Annotated in this window: 16 protein-coding genes and 2 pseudogenes; 4 read left to right on the top strand and 14 right to left on the bottom strand. The window is 42.6% G+C overall.

Features of this window, described 5'->3' with window-relative positions:
* Positions 1-102: 102 nt before the first annotated feature.
* The 4 genes from MKX41_RS04595 to MKX41_RS04580 form a co-directional block, all read right to left on the bottom strand.
* On the bottom strand, positions 103-1,797 hold the full coding sequence (locus MKX41_RS04595) for a methyl-accepting chemotaxis protein (protein WP_340968887.1): 1,695 nt from the start codon (positions 1,795-1,797) through the stop codon (positions 103-105).
* Positions 1,798-1,961: 164 nt separating this feature from the next.
* Positions 1,962-2,660, bottom strand: a complete 699-nt coding sequence (locus tag MKX41_RS04590; protein ID WP_076283011.1) for a Crp/Fnr family transcriptional regulator — start codon at positions 2,658-2,660, stop codon at positions 1,962-1,964.
* Positions 2,661-2,858: 198 nt separating this feature from the next.
* A complete protein-coding gene (locus MKX41_RS04585; RefSeq protein WP_339247242.1) occupies positions 2,859-3,383 on the bottom strand; it encodes a hypothetical protein in 525 nt (174 codons plus the stop codon).
* A 24-nt stretch (positions 3,384-3,407) separates the two neighbouring features.
* Complete coding sequence (locus MKX41_RS04580) at positions 3,408-4,907, bottom strand: DUF4153 domain-containing protein (protein ID WP_340968886.1); 1,500 nt, start codon at positions 4,905-4,907, stop codon at positions 3,408-3,410.
* Positions 4,908-5,019: 112 nt separating this feature from the next.
* On the opposite strand from MKX41_RS04580, the gene MKX41_RS04575 reads away from it, so the two are divergent.
* Positions 5,020-6,714: an ABC transporter substrate-binding protein gene (locus MKX41_RS04575; protein ID WP_340968885.1), complete on the top strand. Its 1,695-nt coding sequence runs from the start codon at positions 5,020-5,022 to the stop codon at positions 6,712-6,714.
* A 28-nt stretch (positions 6,715-6,742) separates the two neighbouring features.
* Here the strand turns inward: MKX41_RS04575 and MKX41_RS04570 are convergent, their stop codons facing one another.
* From MKX41_RS04570 to MKX41_RS04545, 6 genes are all read right to left on the bottom strand, one after another.
* Positions 6,743-7,213 carry a DinB family protein gene (locus MKX41_RS04570; protein WP_340974815.1) on the bottom strand — a complete coding sequence of 157 codons (471 nt, stop codon included), beginning with the start codon at positions 7,211-7,213 and terminating at the stop codon, positions 6,743-6,745.
* A gap of 14 nt (positions 7,214-7,227) precedes the next feature.
* Entirely contained in the window at positions 7,228-7,671 is a 444-nt protein-coding gene (locus MKX41_RS04565; protein WP_340968883.1) for a GNAT family N-acetyltransferase, read from the bottom strand.
* A gap of 51 nt (positions 7,672-7,722) precedes the next feature.
* Positions 7,723-8,145, bottom strand: coding sequence for a hypothetical protein (locus MKX41_RS04560; protein WP_052404247.1), 423 nt, complete (start codon positions 8,143-8,145; stop codon positions 7,723-7,725).
* A gap of 16 nt (positions 8,146-8,161) precedes the next feature.
* On the bottom strand, positions 8,162-9,391 hold the full coding sequence (locus tag MKX41_RS04555; protein WP_340968880.1) for a HAMP domain-containing sensor histidine kinase: 1,230 nt from the start codon (positions 9,389-9,391) through the stop codon (positions 8,162-8,164).
* Between the two features lie 248 nt (positions 9,392-9,639).
* The gene (locus MKX41_RS04550) at positions 9,640-11,058 is read right to left on the bottom strand and encodes an NAD-dependent malic enzyme (RefSeq protein ID WP_042187166.1); all 1,419 of its coding nucleotides are present in this window, start codon (positions 11,056-11,058) and stop codon (positions 9,640-9,642) included.
* Positions 11,059-11,142: 84 nt separating this feature from the next.
* On the bottom strand, positions 11,143-11,643 hold the full coding sequence (locus MKX41_RS04545; RefSeq protein ID WP_340968878.1) for a GNAT family N-acetyltransferase: 501 nt from the start codon (positions 11,641-11,643) through the stop codon (positions 11,143-11,145).
* A gap of 225 nt (positions 11,644-11,868) precedes the next feature.
* Between MKX41_RS04545 and MKX41_RS04540 the strand changes: the two genes are divergently transcribed.
* Positions 11,869-12,864, top strand: coding sequence for an acrylyl-CoA reductase family protein (locus MKX41_RS04540; RefSeq protein ID WP_340968877.1), 996 nt, complete (start codon positions 11,869-11,871; stop codon positions 12,862-12,864).
* A gap of 295 nt (positions 12,865-13,159) precedes the next feature.
* On the opposite strand, the pseudogene MKX41_RS04535 reads toward MKX41_RS04540, so the two are convergent.
* A pseudogene (locus MKX41_RS04535) lies at positions 13,160-13,747 on the bottom strand (cupin domain-containing protein); the annotation flags it as partial.
* A 172-nt stretch (positions 13,748-13,919) separates the two neighbouring features.
* On the opposite strand from MKX41_RS04535, the gene MKX41_RS04530 reads away from it, so the two are divergent.
* The gene (locus tag MKX41_RS04530) at positions 13,920-14,777 is read left to right on the top strand and encodes an alpha/beta hydrolase (RefSeq protein WP_052404246.1); all 858 of its coding nucleotides are present in this window, start codon (positions 13,920-13,922) and stop codon (positions 14,775-14,777) included.
* A gap of 101 nt (positions 14,778-14,878) precedes the next feature.
* Here MKX41_RS04530 and MKX41_RS04525 read toward each other — a convergent pair whose 3' ends face one another.
* Positions 14,879-15,373: a hypothetical protein gene (locus MKX41_RS04525; RefSeq protein WP_076283023.1), complete on the bottom strand. Its 495-nt coding sequence runs from the start codon at positions 15,371-15,373 to the stop codon at positions 14,879-14,881.
* Between the two features lie 82 nt (positions 15,374-15,455).
* Here MKX41_RS04525 and MKX41_RS32280 point away from each other — a divergent pair.
* Positions 15,456-15,503, top strand: a pseudogene (locus tag MKX41_RS32280) (excalibur calcium-binding domain-containing protein); the annotation flags it as partial.
* A 7-nt stretch (positions 15,504-15,510) separates the two neighbouring features.
* Here the strand turns inward: MKX41_RS32280 and MKX41_RS04520 are convergent.
* Both MKX41_RS04520 and MKX41_RS04515 read right to left on the bottom strand, forming a co-directional pair.
* Positions 15,511-16,269, bottom strand: coding sequence for an ABC transporter permease (locus tag MKX41_RS04520; RefSeq protein ID WP_042187159.1), 759 nt, complete (start codon positions 16,267-16,269; stop codon positions 15,511-15,513).
* A complete protein-coding gene (locus MKX41_RS04515; protein WP_340968876.1) occupies positions 16,266-17,015 on the bottom strand; it encodes an ABC transporter ATP-binding protein in 750 nt (249 codons plus the stop codon). The genes MKX41_RS04520 and MKX41_RS04515 overlap by 4 nt, the downstream gene beginning before the upstream one ends.
* Between the last annotated feature and the right edge of the window lie 29 nt (positions 17,016-17,044).

Below are 17,044 nucleotides of genomic sequence, written 5' to 3'. Positions count from 1 at the left end.
GGCAATTTCTATGCTTAGTATGTGGGATATTACGTTCAACCAAATAAAAAAAGAAAGCTCCAGAGAGCACTGGGATTCCCCCTCAACTCTCCGAAGCTCGCCTTATACATTAAATCTAGCTACCAGCCCCTGTAGTCCATGAGCCATTAAGTTTAATTCACTTGCAGAGGAAGCAATTTGTTCCACCGAAGCCCTTTGCTCTTGTGAGGCTGCCGACACATGTTGTGTACTCGCTGCAGTCGTTTCTGCAATTGTCGTAACACTTCGAAGCGATTCCACAATCTCTTCCGTAGCCGCTGTTATCTCTTCCACAGCTCCGGATACTTCCTGAACCTGCTCGGCTAGTGAATCTATAGATAACCGAATCTCACCAAAGGAACGTCCAGCCTGCTGAATAATCTCCGTGCCTCCCCTTACTTCACTCATACTACTCATCATAACCTTCATCGCATTATCTGCTTCACTTTGAATCCCGCTCGCCATTTCCGCAATTTGATTAGCGGATTCTGCGGATTGCTCTGCCAGCTTACGAACCTGGTCGGCAACTACAGCGAAGCCTCTCCCTTGCTCACCCGCGCGGGCTGCCTCAATAGTCGCATTTAACGCCAGCATATTCGTTTGCGAAGCGATCCCTTTTATAACTCCTACAGCACCGCCAATTTCCTGTGATCGATTTACAAAGCCTTGGACTTGCTGTGACAAAGAATGTATAGATCGATTAATGGATTCCATCTGCTGACCTGCCGCCAGAAGTGATTCATCTCCGGCAATAGCAAACGACGCAGAACGATGCGAGGCTTCAGAAATATCCTGAACACTGGAGGCAATTTGACCGATTCCAATCGATATTTCTGAAATTGTTATTGTATTGGTCTGTAGATCATTCATCTGTTTAGCAGTTCCCGAAGCTACTTCACCCATAATATCCGATATTCGTTCTGTCGCTCCTGCTGTCACTCCACTATCCGAGGTAAGATTTGTAGAGGAATTCGCGAGACTATTCGCCGATAGCTTCACTTGTTCAATCATCGAGCCCAAATTTTCTGTCATTTTATTAAAATTAAACGCCAGTTCACCTATCTCATCTTTTGACCGGACGTTTAGCTTGCGAGTAAGATCGGCATCTCCATCTGCAATCTCCTTCAGCTGTGTGTTCACATCCCGAAGTGGTTTAATAATTCGTCCAGATATTAATAGTGCAAGAATTAGGGCAAGAACAACCGATAATCCGGTCACACCAAAGCTAGTAATCATAGCGTTATTACGATGGGCTTCTGCTTGACTCTGCCCGTTCTGTATTTCCTCCATGAGCATGCTCTGGAATACAATCTGAGATTCAATCATTGCATCTAAAGATAAATTGGTAAACTTCTTCTGCGCTTCCGGGAAGTTTCCGTCCTTGGCTAAGGCGAAGGCTTCCTTCAAAACGATCAAATAATCATTCCATTTCCCCTTCAGCTCCGTTACACCCTTTAGTTCTTCTTCACTTAATCTAACACTCTCCAGCTCCTTGATGGCATTCTCAATCAATGGGAGCGTCTCTTCGTACTTAGACAGATATGATTTCCGCTCAGCCTCTGTGTTGCTCATCACATAACGAGCCCCTAGCTCATCTGCCGTACGAATTTTATCCGTTAATCCCTGTACAAGCGACAGCTTGTTCCAGTTGCGATTGACCTGATCCGTCAGCATCGTAGCCTTTCCTTGAAACCATGTATTTCCTGCTATTGCCACTAGAAAGACCACAATCACAGCAGTAAATCCCAATATCATTTTTCCGCGGACATTTCTGAACATCGTTGTTCCTCATCTCTATATGTATAGTAGGTTTCTAATTGGTACTTTTATCCTACTATCGTTCCCTTAAGCAACTCTGAATTTGAACTGAATGTTCGCTTAAAAAAACAAAAAGACCTCTACGTCCGGCCCAAGGCTGGAACTAATGGTCTTTAGAGATCTTTTTATTCGTATAAATTTCCGTTCGCCAGCTCCGCGAGCTTCCCTTCGTCCAGTACGCTTAGGCGTCCACGATTTCGTGTAATAATTCCTTCATCAATGAACCGACGCACGATCCGGTTAAGATGCCGATAACTTGTACCTAGCAACTCTGCTGTCTCTATAAGGCTTGAGGTCCGAATCTCCTCCACACGTCGGTCACCGTTTTTATCGGCGAATAAAGACATCAAATAGCTGGCAAATCGATTCTCGACCGGATACAACAGGTTAAGTGCGGAGGCTTGACCGAGCGTATGCAATTTGTGACTAAGTTCCCCTACGAGAAAACGTAACAAAGCTGTATTTTCCTCAAGCTCTCTCAGCAGTAATCTTCTCCCGGCAAAAAGAATCAAGCTCTCACCCACAGACTCCACTTGATTCTTGACAGGAAAGCGATGAAGCAGCTCCACATCCCCAATCACTGATATCGGATTTGTAAACCGCACCAGCATAGATTTGCCGTTCGGCAGCAGTGTCTGAATTTTGAGCTTGCCCTCAACCAATATGAACATCCCATCCAACTGATCGCCTACCAAACACAGCTTCTCTTCATCCGTATAACGTCTCAATTCCATTTTATACGTGACTAGCGGGCTAAAAATTCCGTCCAGACCGTTCTTCACTGCCAAGGCACGGACAGCTTCACGGTCATTTATCGTTTGCATGTGGTGCCCCCTCTATTGTTTGCTCAAATAAGTGTAATTTAGAATACCCCACAAAAAAAGGACATATGTCCTTTTTAATAATATAAGAAAGTATAAGTTTCACACAATACAATATTTCTTATATTTCTCGCTTAACCACTTACCGACCTTATAAGGAAGCCGAAGGCGTTTATGCTTGTAAGGATATCCCAAAACATCTTACATCACAACAGAGTCCACACTATATCGGATCATATTCACTTTCTGATCTTGTAACCAAAATTCTAAATTCCGATGATTGATTTTATCCACATACCCGATAATATCAGCCCCTTGTTCCCCTCTTTTATAATAAGAAGAGCCATAAGCTTCAATCACATCATCTGTAGAAGACCCCACGTGAATACCTCTGGCAGTACTCATCTTCAGATCTGAATAGACGCTAATTAGAATGATTTTATCGTCACCACGCGCTGTGGCTACTGTTGTTTCGTTGTCCAAATGATAATATTGATACCGTTCAATATCGTCACGTGGTTTAGGTGCCTGGGTGAGCGATTCGAGACTCTGAAGCAGCTGGATGCCTCCCAGACGTTCCTGCTCTAGTTTGCTGCTGGATACGCGAGAGTAATGACTTTGTCTTGGGGCATTGTATAAATAAATATGATAGATCCCATAACTTAAACCTACCGTAATAAAAATGATGATAAATAACCAGCCGTTACTAAATGGCTTTTTTCTCACTTTCCTCACACCTTCTTCTAACCTTTACTGTGCAAAATACTTCTCCAGCTCACGCTGCGCCTGATATTCCGGGAAATTAAAGGACTGCCACTTCCGCTCTCGCTGAGCACCATCCCACCATTTGTTTTTCAAAAATTGATCTAGCATCCCGTCTTCCTTACGACTGAACTTAATCAGAGAAGGGATGACTTCCGGTGACAGACCAACCAAATAATCTGCATCCAGCTTACCACTCACCTCATAACGCTCCATATTCTTATTAGCTATAATGACATCCATACCTATATAGTTCATAACAACATAAGAGGTCAGACCTAGCACAATATAACATTTAGCCAACGGCAAACGGGGCACTACAATCCGTAAAGCTGCAAGAATCAACAGCAAACCCATAAATATCATAAATGCATGAACTAGGAAACGAATCGTAGTATATCCATACGCCTCTTCATATAGGGTTAGTCTAGTATAGGCAGAATACAACATGACAGTTGAACAGCCAACTAAGATATACAGCATAATATTAATGACTTTTTGGAGCAGTCCTCCCCTCTTTCCTTCTGATCCCAATGCCAGCATTAGAATCAGGAAATTAATCGCGGTCACCATAATTAACTCGAAGAATCCACTACGAGCGTAATCAGCATAGGAACTACCCTCTGGTAACATCCCTTCCCAAGCTCCAAACAAGTAAGAAAATTGGACGAATACGAACAGAACATATACCGTGTTAATGGCTATAAGAATTGTCGTCATAATTATTGGATCAACCTTAAAGGTCACAGGCGCCTGCACAGGTCCGTACTCCCTTGGTTGCACATTCCAGTCATAGACCTTCGAATCTACAAAGCCCCATACTAAGCCGAACAATCCCATGCCTATCAGGAGTACCCATAACGTCCGTACAATAATTTCACCAAATGAAATTCGATCCAGCATATTTGGCAGCCATATTAGCACATGATGAAACACACCATCGGCCGAGGCCAGCAGGGTAATCACAACAAGCAGTATCGGTAAAGAGATCGCAAGTCCTGTAAACACTTTCCCCAGCACTTGCTTGCGTTCATCCTTCACCTTACTATCACTGCTACTTTTGACGTCCTTGAACACAGTACCCCAGTGGCGAAAGTTCTGGGGAAGCAAATGCTCTAGTGTATCCCAAAGTATTCTGAATTGACTCCAAGAGGGGCGTTTATCACTTAGCAAATAAGTCATATGTAATAAAATCAGCATAGGGATTACTAATAGGTTCAACCCAAAGTAGAAAAGATTATGAAACAACACATAGGTCATCGAGAGTAGAAAAATCGCTCCAAACCAGAAATAACTGAGTTTGGTCAGTTTGCGCATTTTAGCCTTAGCGTAATAAAGCATATAAACATAAAACAGACAAACGAAGATAGGATAAGAAACACCTGGCAACTTTCCGTAGAACAACAACTGATGAACAATCGCCAGTAAGAAGGCAACAATTAAAGCGGCAAGTGATCGATTAAGCTTAAGCTCCGTTTCATCGGTCATGGTAAACACCCCCATATTCTTACTTTCTTATCCTTATTCTAAGTGATAAAATAAGAAAAAAAAGAGAAAGAATTTTTTAATAATTTCCTATTTTCTGAAAGGGACTTAAACCATGAAGCTGCATAGCCAATATTTAAAGCTGCACTCGCAGTTTGGGGGAGTCACAGAAATCTCAGTTACGATGGATGAGCTAGCCTTGACCTTCGGATGTACACACCGCAATGCCATGCATATTGTGAATAAAATGATGCAGCTGGAATGGGTCCAATGGACGCCGAAGCGCGGACGTGGAAGTCGTTCCTTATTACAGTTCCTTGTCCCTTCCGAAGAAATTGCGCTTCAATCTATGATGCAGGCTATCAGCCGTAAAGATGTTCACAAAGCTATTGATGGCATCAAGACCCATGCCAGCTCTTCCTCGCTGCAGGATACTTTACAAGGCTGGCTGCTGACCTATTTTGGTCATCATTCCGAAATCCGAAGTGACAAACAGATTGATACCCTGCGGCTTCCCATCACCCAGCAGCTACATACCTTCGACCCGCTTCATATGAATCTATTGGCAGAGTCTTTTGTTTCCAGTCATGTCTTCGACGGATTAGTGAGACGCAGCGGGGAACGGGATAAGATTGTGCCTAGTCTTGCTCATGCCTGGGAAGTGGATGAGAGCCGTACGATTTGGACTTTTTTTCTTCGCAAAGAAGTGCTGTTCCATCATGGAAAAGTACTGACGGCAAAAGATGTAGTCTATTCCTTGGGACGGCTGATGCAAACCTCAAAGCGGACACTCTATAGCTATATTTTCAAAGAAATCCAGCAAGTTACCGCACTAAACCCATCCACCGTTCAAATTACACTTAAACAGCCCAATGAGCTATTCCTCCCTTTCTTGTGTACGAGTAGAGCGGCAATTGTTCCGCGTGATTTAGAAGGAATGGACGAACCTAGCTTTGGCCGCAGACCTGTGGGGACAGGACCATTTAAGGTTGTGGACATGAATGAGGACACTTGTGTGCTGGAGGTTTTTCCTTATTATTTTCTAGGAAGAGCTCATTTAGATCGAGTCGAAATAATGTATGTTCCGTGGGATACTACGTCCGATTCTTCAGATACTGGCTCGGCTTTTCATGTGATTCAGAATCCTTCATCCAACAATTCTTCTTCTTGGAGTCGGATTCATTCAGAGTCCTACATCCGTAAATTTGTTACCTGCAACACACAAAAAAAAGGACCGCTTAGCGACCCCCTTCTTCGGGCAAAGATCGTATCCTGTTTAAAAGATGATTCAGCGTCTGTAACGCTTAAGTCGATGGAAGACCTTGAGGTCACCTTGCAAATAACCACCATTCCGCAATATGCTAACGATGCTGAATGTATTGCTGCTAAACTAGAGCGTCAAGGTTATCCGTGTACGGTTGTTTCCGTGTCTCCAGAGGAGTTCAAGGGCCCGATCCGACTGGAGTCCGACCTGATTGTTTTTTCATTATTTCGTGACGAGGATGAACAGCTTCGTTTATTTGATCTATATCTCACGCTTTCCCAGCATATAGAACCGCATACTCGTGCGGATATTGAAGGCTGGCTCTATACCATTGCACGAGAACCTAACCCTGAGGCTAGATCCGAGAGCTTTAGTATGATCGAGAAACGTCTTCTTGAGGAACATCATCTGCACATCTTGTATGAAAAACCCACCCAAACTGCTTATCTCCCCTCGGTCCGAGGCGTAAGCTTCAATAGTCAGGGCTGGGTTGATCTTCGTCATTTGTGGTTCCCGCCGCTGCTCTCCAGCGACAGTACTTCATGATATACGCAATGCCCAGTCGATTGCAGAATCATCGGAGCCCTTTTCCAATCAAATTGGCAGAAACTGGATCCTTCCCGATTTCCCTTGCCCAAACGGACAACTGTCCGACATGATGAATTTCATGAGCGATCACATGGCGCATCACTTCACCCCAAGTATCCGTCACGATCCGGCCATCCGCTAGGTGATCCTCAAAAATATTCCGCTCCAAACCCGCATGCCAAGAAAGTACAAAGGGCTCTACATCGGGCCGGAATTTCGCATCTAGTTCTCTTACCTGCTGCAAAGACTTGTAATGTTCGAAATCCTCCTGAAAATCCGGTCTACCTTGCAACACTTGAATCCAGCTCCACTCCACATCAACAATATGAAACAGAGTCTTCAATATGCTGCCTACCCCACCAGTACGTGCCCCAAGTAGCTCTTCTTCAGAAATACTCTCACACCACTCGTACCATTGTTCACGAACTATCCAGTTATATTGAAAGAATGTTTGCAGATCAAGGCCTCCTTTTAATGGGAACTTAGATGTTTCCGGTACCCTTCCACCTTCTCATCTCTATACCCTAACGATTCATAAAAAATATGCGCTTCCTTACGCTTCTCTCCAGAGACTAAAATGATATAAAAGCAGTCTCTCTTGTGAGCCATTTCTTCAATGGCAAGCATTAGTTTTTTACCCACACCTTGACGACGGGCCCGCGATGAAACTACTACATTCTCAATTACCATAAACGGTTTGCAATCTCCTACCAGGTCATGACAGACAATCCCCATCAAAGACCCCATCAACTCCCCGTCCACAAAAGCGCCCAACAATATGTACCGACGATCTGCCTTAATTACTTTAAATACTTCTTCTAGTTTATTAAGATCCGATGGTTGATCCATCAGCTCCTGATATAAATCACCAAGTTCATGGAGAGACTCCAATTCTATTTCTTTAATAACGACCATAAATGTTCAACCTGCTTTCTTTAATTTAAGAATCTTTCTCCACATGCTCCACTATTTACGAACCTTCAGTTCAAATTCATCCTTCTGCCCATCCCACTCTACAACAACCTTAATAATCGAGTCCTCGTGTTCAAACGCCCCGCTTCCACCTCTTTCGGACTTCAGCTCACTTTTTCTTACTCCCTCGACATCTTCTAAGGTTTTACTTCCTCCACCTGATGTTCCCTTGAAGCTATATTTAAATGAATTAATCTTATCAAGATCCGTTTGCTCACCTTTATATTTAAGCTCAAATGTAGATTGCTGCGAGGTTTCATAATCTGGTCTCTCACCCTTTTTATCGATGAACTTCTCTGTTGCCTTTTGAACATATTCAGCCGACCATACTTTTCCTTCTCCTGTAAATGTGTAATTGTGTTTATAGGTAGTTGTATTGCAGGCAGCAAGAAGAACTATGATTATTCCAGACAGCATCAGTGCGGATAGCCTCTTAATGATTATAGATCCCTCCCGATTCTGATAAAAAGCGAATAGTAACTGTTGTCCCCTTACCTTTAGAGCTATTATAATAAATTTCCCCACCATATTTTTCTACAATATTAAAGCAAATCATTAACCCTAAACCGGTTCCATTACTTTTTAATGAATAAAAAGGCGTGCCCAGCGACTTAACCTCAGTCTCGGACATCCCACTTCCTTCATCGGTGATCATGATCTCGATAAAATTATTATTTCTATTTGCTATGACTGAGACGGATTTCCCTACATCCGAGGCTTCTAGCGCATTTTTTATAATATTAATGAGTAACTGCTTAAACTCAATTTTATTAATGGAAATAAAACAATCTTCCTCTACCTTTATATCGATTTGGTTATCAGATAGCATGGCATAGGAATGAAGCAGACCCGTAACACTTTGAAGAACATCCTTCACATCTACTTTCTCTAGTCTTTGATCTCCATTCGGTTTGGATAGGGTAAGAAATTGAGAGATAATCTGTTCTACTGTGTTTAATTCATCAATCATTAAGTTGAACTTAATTTTTTTAGAATCATCAAATGAATCGTCCTCTTTGAACAATTGCAAAAAACCTCTAACCACGGTTATAGGATTTCGTATTTCATGTGCAACAGCAGCTGTTAATTGTCCTACCATCTTTAACCGCTCGGATTGCTGTAATTGTTCATAATACAGTTGCTGCTTTTTCATCCGTTTAAATGATAGATGGAAAATGAAAAATAATAATGCTTGAACAGCTATTATATTTATAATGTTGCCTATAATGTCATGATGTAAGTAACTATATAATGCACCTTTATCAATGAAGATGACATAACTAAAAGTAATTACCATCAATATTCCATTTATAATAAAGGAAAAGTAGAACAATTTTAAATCGAAAAATAGTATAGAAAGTGCAGGAATTAGGCAAATCAAAATATAGGTGGTCCAAGTTTGAGGATATAAAAAGAAAAGCGTATAGAAGTAAGCAAATCCAAAAAGAATGATGATCTTTCTAAAGGTATATGTCTCATACTTAGGATAGATCCATAAACTAATGGATAGAATTATCACGCACAAAAAATGTACCATATATCCAAAATTAATCCCATTCAACTCTGTTGTAGACAGTATTAATCCAGATATCATAAGGGTAATGTTTAATATCATTACAATGTAATAGATTTTTCGATTCACCTGACTGTAAAACTCTTTCATGAATTCACCACTTCTATATTAATTTAACCCTTTTTTGGATACTACCCTCTCTAGAGGCAAAATTTAAGGGCACCCACTTGGATGCCCTTTCTACATCTCATACATTATTGTAATTATATCAGCCACTTTACTAAAATGGGAATAAATACTTTTAGCCCTAATTATGATAAGCCTCTCAGTTATGTGTCAATCTATAAAAAATAGACTGCTCTCTCACTAAGCAAAGCAGTCCATTTATAGTATCGCTTTTATTCCATATCCTTATCAATATCCTTAGGGATCCGGCGGGCTACATCCGTTGCAATAGCTGCATGGATCACTGCCAGACGCACTAACTCTACCACTTTTTCGTTAAAAATACTTGGGATTACGTATTGCTCATTAACCTCATCCGGATGAACGACTGAAGCAATCGCTTTTGCCGCGGCTAGCTTCATTTCAAGGTTCACTGTTTTTGCTCTGCAATCCAGTGCGCCACGGAAGATACCCGGAAAACACAGCACATTGTTGATCTGATTCGGATAGTCACTTCTACCTGTCGCTAACACGCGAACAAAAGGCTCGGCCAATTCTGGTTCAATCTCCGGTGTCGGATTAGCCATTGCAAACACAATGTTATCGCTGGCCATACTCTTGAGATGATCGACGGATAGAATCCCACCACGTGACACCCCAATAAAGACATCTGCTCCCTGAATAACCTCCGTCAGTCCACCTTCAATACCTTCCGGGTTAGTTGCATCAGCAAGCTTCCGCCATTCCTGATTATCATACTGAAGATCTTTTCTAAGAACACCTTCACGATCTACCGCGTAGATTTTGCGAGCTCCTGCCGCCAGAAGCATATTACAGATGGACACACCAGCCGCACCTATACCCACAACGACAATTCGAACATCTTCGATAGATTTGTTTACTACTTTAAGCGCATTCAAAAGACCTGCCAAAACTACAACAGATGTACCGTGCTGATCATCATGAAATACCGGAATATCCAGCTCTTCGGCAAGCCGACGTTCAATCTCGAAACAGCGCGGAGAACTGATATCTTCTAAGTTGATTCCCCCAAATCCAGGAGATACTGCTTTAACGATATTAATGATTTCATCTGAATCTTTAGTATTTAAGCATAGTGGAAAAGCATCGATGTTCGCTAATTGCTTAAACAGCATAGCCTTACCTTCCATGACAGGCATAGCCGCTTCCGGTCCAATATCCCCTAGTCCAAGCACAGCCGTTCCGTCTGTAACGACGGCTACTGTATTCCGCTTCATCGTCAAAGAATAGGCTTTGTTCGGATCTTCGGCAATCGCCGTACACACTCGGGCAACTCCCGGGGTATATACCAGCGATAAATCCTCCCGATTTTTGATTGGCATTTTAGGTGTGATTTCAATCTTCCCGCCTAGATGAGCTAGAAATGTTCGATCTGACACATTAATTACTTTGACCCCTGGCATCTTCGATAGTATAGACATCATTTCTCCATTCGAGGCATCTTGCACGTTTATTGTTATATCTCGAGTTGTTACATCCTTACCTGCACGAATCACGTCAATAGCAACGATATCTCCACCTGCAGTGGCAATTCCTGAAGCAACATCACCAAAAGAAGCAACCGATTTCCGAATTTCGAGCCTGACAATCATCGTTGTTGCAATAGCCATGAATTAGCCTCTCTTTCTTCAACCCTAAGATTTCAAATACACTATACTATACCATTTAAACAAACTTTCTTCCTATTGAATAGATCACCTTAGTATTTTTCTTAAGATAGTATTCCCTTCGGCACCCGGACCAAATACATCAGGGATTGTAGCGACGGTCACAAAGCCGTTTTTACCGTAAAAAGCAATCACATCATAATCTTCTGCATAGGTCAGCATAAGTAAACAGTAAGCTCCCTTGCTCTTAACAACTTCTTCTACATGCTGTAGTAAAATACCTCCTATTCCTTTTCTGCGATGATCTTTACACACTCCAATATCTAGGACTTCGGCTCTTGCTCCAAGCGCGGGAATGCCGATCGGTGCCTCCTCATGCAGAACGGCAACAATACCAAAAGCATCGTCTTGTTCATTCTCATGATAAGCATAAAACAACGCCCCCCGCTGAAAATGTGATTGTATGCGGCGTCTCAGCCACTGCTCATGGTTAGGGTTGTTTCTATCCAGATGGATATGTTCAACCTCAGCTAAGAGGTCCAAATACGGTTCGATCTCATGTTCACGAATTAACTTTATAATAGACATTTCAACAATTCTCCCTTAAAAACAAGTTATATACCAGCAGTCTGAACTTAACACGTCCACTGTACAAATAACATGTAGAGTTCGATTATAATGTTACAATACACAATGAAAGAGTCCTACACTACGTCTAACTTGCGTTATATCATAGACAATGACAAGTTGACTGATCAGAATAAATAATATATACATGTCTTACCTATAACGTAGTTGAAGGAGCTTACACTTATGACAGAATCATTTCAAGCATTAGTTGTCGACAAAACAGAATCATCATTCTCCGTCGCTGTTAAGCCGGTTACCTTAGAAGAACTACCCGCAGGAGAAGTTGTAATTAAGGTTGCATACTCCAGTGTGAATTATAAAGACGGATTAGCCAGTATCCCTAACGGAAAAATTGTAAGATCATACCCTTTTATTCCAGGCATCGACTTATCCGGTACTGTGGTGTCTTCTACAGACGAGCGGTTTCATGAAGGACAGCAAGTTATCGCTACAGGGTATGGTATGGGTGTATCTCACTTTGGAGGATATAGCGAATATACACGAATTCCTGCCGCTTGGATCACCCCACTGCCGGAAGGACTTACACTAAGAGAAGCTATGATTTATGGTACAGCTGGACTAACTGCAGCCTTGTCCATTCAAGCTCTGGAAGACAATGACTTAGCACCAGACAAAGGCAAAATACTCGTAACGGGAGCGACCGGTGGTGTGGGTGGATCGGCTATCGCTATGCTAAGCACAAAAGGCTATAGCGTAGTGGCCAGCACTGGTAATACAGAAGCTAACGAATATTTGAAAACTCTTGGCGCGGAGGAAGTCATTTCACGCGAGGAGGTTACGGGCGGATCTAGCAAACCATTAGAAAAGCAACTATGGCAAGGTGCTGTTGATTCCGTTGGTGGAAACTCACTTGCTTCGATTTTGAGTAAAATCTCCTACAGAGGTTCTGTTGCTGCAAGCGGCCTGACCGGTGGCACTTCTGTTCCAACAACCGTCCTTCCCTTTATTCTTCGGGGGGTTAACCTGCTCGGTATTGATTCCGTAGAGTGTCCTGCTGAGCTACGCGAAAAGGTGTGGACACGGATGGCGACTGATTTGAAGCCTGCACAGCTTGAGAACCTTGTAGATCGTGAAGTAACCTTGAATGAACTGCCACAAGCATTGGAAGATATTCTGCAAGGAAACACACGAGGCAGAGTGCTTGTCCGTTTATCTTAAGCCCTAACAAGAAAACCTCCCGGGAGATTTAATCTCAGGAGGTTTTTTGTAGTTACTCTTGATTATTTGAATATTGATAATTCGGCTGTTGTTGTACATAAGGCTGTTGGCGATAGTGCTGTTCATAGCCTTGAGTGTAGTATCCTTGCATTGGGTAAGGCTGATAATTAAATGCTTGCGTCGCTGGAGGCATTTGTGAAGATATAGGAATGGGCTGAGCTTGCATATGAGCATATGGCTGCATGTTTGGATGCATGTTAGGTTGCATATTTGGTTTCATATTTGCATGCATATTCATATTAGGAGCCATATTCGGGGCCATATTATTGACTCCCTTTACTTTATCTTCTTCACAGCAGTCGGCAGGTGGGCCGATAAAGGTGCCAGGTTTAATAGGAGCTAACGCTTCCTTTACCAATGCTTCATTCAAACAGTAAGTATGGGCCAATACATTTGCCGGAGTTTTGCTCAAAATATCCGAACCTAAGATAACCTCAGGAATAGGTGCGTCAAAAATGGCAAGCAGATGTGTATTATCGACAGTAGCTACTTCATAATGCCACCAGCCTTGCGGCACATTCGCCACTTGACCTGGACATATTGGAAAATGAAGAAGTTCATTTGTAAACGGATTGAGTATAGACACTACTGCTGAACCGCAGATACAATAGACAAGCTCTGCCGCATTTTGATGATAATGAGGCTCCACCACATTCGATTTGCTAAGAAAAATATCAAGGAGTGAGGTATTCTCCAGTGTGTTCAGCTGCTTAACCGACAGCAAATTAATGTAGTTGTTGGCATCCTTTTTAAAGAGAGTATTAGTGTTCACATCGAAAGTAAATTGTGTATCAGGGGACGTATAATCCATGTATGAAGTCACTGTTTATTCCTACCCTTCTGTTCCCGTAAATTTTTGATTTCCTAGAACAACATATGCGTTTGCCTATGCCTAGGTGCCGGAGATTCACTGACTCCAATAAAAATTCATCTTTCTCTGTCAATCGGGGCATCCTCTATAATGTTAAATTCTCACACTATACAGGAGGCAAAGTATGAAATCGATTCACATTAAAATAGTATTTGCGTTATGCATCTCTATCTTCACCATTATGGGGTTGCAGCCTTTGAATCAACACCCCGCGGTTGCAGCCGCTAACCACAAATCCTCTACCAAACAGACTCCATTAACCTTTGTTCTGATCCATGGGTCTTGGGCTACAGCAGGTTTTTGGGATGAAACAGCCGCAGAGCTTCGTAAGTTAGGGCACACCGTCTACACACCGGAATATGCAGGACATGGCGCGGATAAGAATAATAATGTAACACATGAGCAAATCACAAAGTCCGTTGTCGACTATATCAAACAAAAAGACTTGAAGGATTTTATTCTGCTCGGACATAGCTTTGGCGGATCAGTCATTCAAACAGTTTCCCAGCAAGTACCTGATCGGATCAAACGGATCGTGTTCTTTGATGCCTTCGCTCCGCTTGACGGGCAAAGTGTGGCAGATCAATTTCCTGCTGAGTCACTTAAATCCTTTGAACAGCTAAGAGACGCTTCCGGTAATAACACCATCACGCTCCCTTTCCCGCTCTTCCGGGATACCTTCGTCAACACTGCCAGTCTTGCGCAAGCACAAGCCTTTTATAAACAAGCTCCGCCTGAACCAGCTACCCCACTGTTTGAAAAGCTGGATCTCAAGAAATTCTACAGTCTCCAAATCCCTAAAAGTTATCTTTATCTGACGGAAGACACGGCTATCCCACAAGGTCCATATGGGTTTCACCCGACTCAATCCAGTCATTTGGGCGTTTTCCGCTTCATCGAGGGCAAAGGTGATCATATGACCACTGTCCGAACCGAGCCAAAAATGATGGCGGAATTGATGGTCAAGGCGGGTAGAGACTAGTCGCGGAATAGCGGAATAATGCATTCAGTCAGTAAAAAAGAGCAAGCGTACGGGAATGTTCCCTACTACACTTGCTCTTTTTACAATTCTCCGCATGTCATTTAAGGATTCGGCTTCACTCCGGTAATCACCCAGCTATTATGATCTTTAACAAGTGAGATCGTCAGTAGCATGGATGGTTCCGGACCATTTGAGGTCGCAGAATCTATGCGCATTTCTATGACCTCTGAATTTTGGTTAATTACTGTTTCTTTAGTAACCTCGTACTTTGTGATCCATGGGCTGGATACACCAGTTACCCAGTTCAGTTCAACAAACTGCGGATACATAACCTTTTTGAGTTCTTTGGAAAAGATCGAATATTGAATCGACGCATTCCGGTGCTGCAAACCGAACCCGTATAGCTCAGCCGCTTGAAACGCAGAAGGCAATATGATTCGTTTAGACTCGGGAGCCGGCAAAGGCATGGCTGAGAGCAGCTTTCCATTGGACTGAATCACCGTTTCGTTATCAGGTGCACCTATTGCGATTCCTGGCAGAAGCAATACGCCTGCGATCAGGGTAGCCGCCAATTTCTTTTTACTAATCAGAATCACCTCATAGAAAGCTTTTTCACCTCATGTGAATTGAATTCTAATTATTCCCCGTTATCGCTAACTTTTATGTAACCAAAATGCCAACAAAAAAAGCGACCGTGACAATAACGGAATCGCTTGTGAGAAATAGAAATCTATTATCGTTCTACCGATTGTTTAAGCCGTTGATCAGGCGTGAAAAAGAGTCGGTAGCTCAGTACACTTAGCAGTATACTTGTTATGGCCGCAGAAGCGGTGAATGAGAACACAATCAGAATCTGGTAGCGAACAGCGATTACCGGATCAGCGCCTGCTATAATCATACCCGTCATCATACCTGGAAGCTGGACAAGTCCTACTGTCTTCATTCCGTCGATGGTAGGGATCATGCTGAATTTCACAGATCTTTTTCTAACTTCATGGATCGCTTGTGGAACCGTTGCACCGAGTGACAGCAGGGTCTCGATTTCCCCTTTGCTCTGCTGTATTTCATGCTTGATATGATTAATGAATAAACCCGAGACAACCATAGCGCTACCAATGGTCATGCCACTAATGGGAATGATATATTGTGGAGTCGCCTCAATAATATGTAAGCCGAGCAGAATCCCCATCATAAGGAGCTCCATAGTAGCGATCGCAAGTCCAATTCTCCAGACTAATCCACGTAGACCTTTTCCTCTTTTCGCTGCATTCCATGCGGCTACACTTATCATGAAGATTATTATCAAAATAACATAGATCATCTGATCGGTTTTAAAAATAAATTGCAATACATATCCGACCGCAAGCAATTGAATTGCCGACCTTATCGTGCCTACAATAATATCTTTTTCTAGTCCGAGCTTTTGCCATACCGAGACCAACATCGTCCCTAGCACAAACAGAAGCGTGAAACTCAGTGCAGTATAACTCATAAGAATGACGCTCCTTCTAACGGTCGAATAAATCTTTTTGCCAAGTCTTCCGCAGATTCAGCAAAAAAAGATTCACTCAAGTGTTGTTCCAGCTTACCATTCCCCATAAACCATGTAGTAGTGCTTATTCGGCTAGCCTGCTTAAGGTCATGGGTCACCCAAATCATTGAAGTCCCTTCTTCTTTATGCCACTGTTCTAGTAGACCCTCTACCCTTTGAGTGCTGTCAATGTCTAGTGATGCAGTGATTTCATCGAGCAGTAGAACATTAGGTCGCAGAAGTAATGACCGAATCAGGGATATCCGCTGCTTTTCACCGCCAGAGCAATCTGCTGCTTTTTTACTCAAATCCAATTGTTCCAGCCCTAATTGTTCCAATAGCCGCTGTACTAATTTATGGTCATATGGTCTGTCATGCAGCTTGCTGACGGTTCTTAGGTTATCCTCCACACTGCCAGGCAACATAACCGCTTGTTGAGCCACAAACCCGATTTTCATTCTCCACAGCCTTGAATCCATATTTTTGAATGAAGTGCCCTTGACAAGCATATCCCCTTCATCTGGGGCATCCAGCAGAGCCATTATTCTAAGTAGTGTGCTTTTACCTTGACCCGAGGCACCGATCAGAGCGATTCGGTCCGATTCAGATATTTCAGCGGAGATGTCCGAGAATAGATATTTCGAAGCTTGTTCGCTACTTTTCCAGTTCAATTTTGCAAGTCTTTGAATTTCAAAAATACTGCTCAATGCCTTACCTCCTATTGCCAATCGAGAAA

Origin of the sequence: Paenibacillus sp. FSL R5-0475, assembly GCF_038004585.1 — a bacterium.
GTDB lineage: Bacteria > Bacillota > Bacilli > Paenibacillales > Paenibacillaceae > Paenibacillus_AQ.
This window is presented reverse-complemented; position numbering and strand designations above follow the sequence as displayed.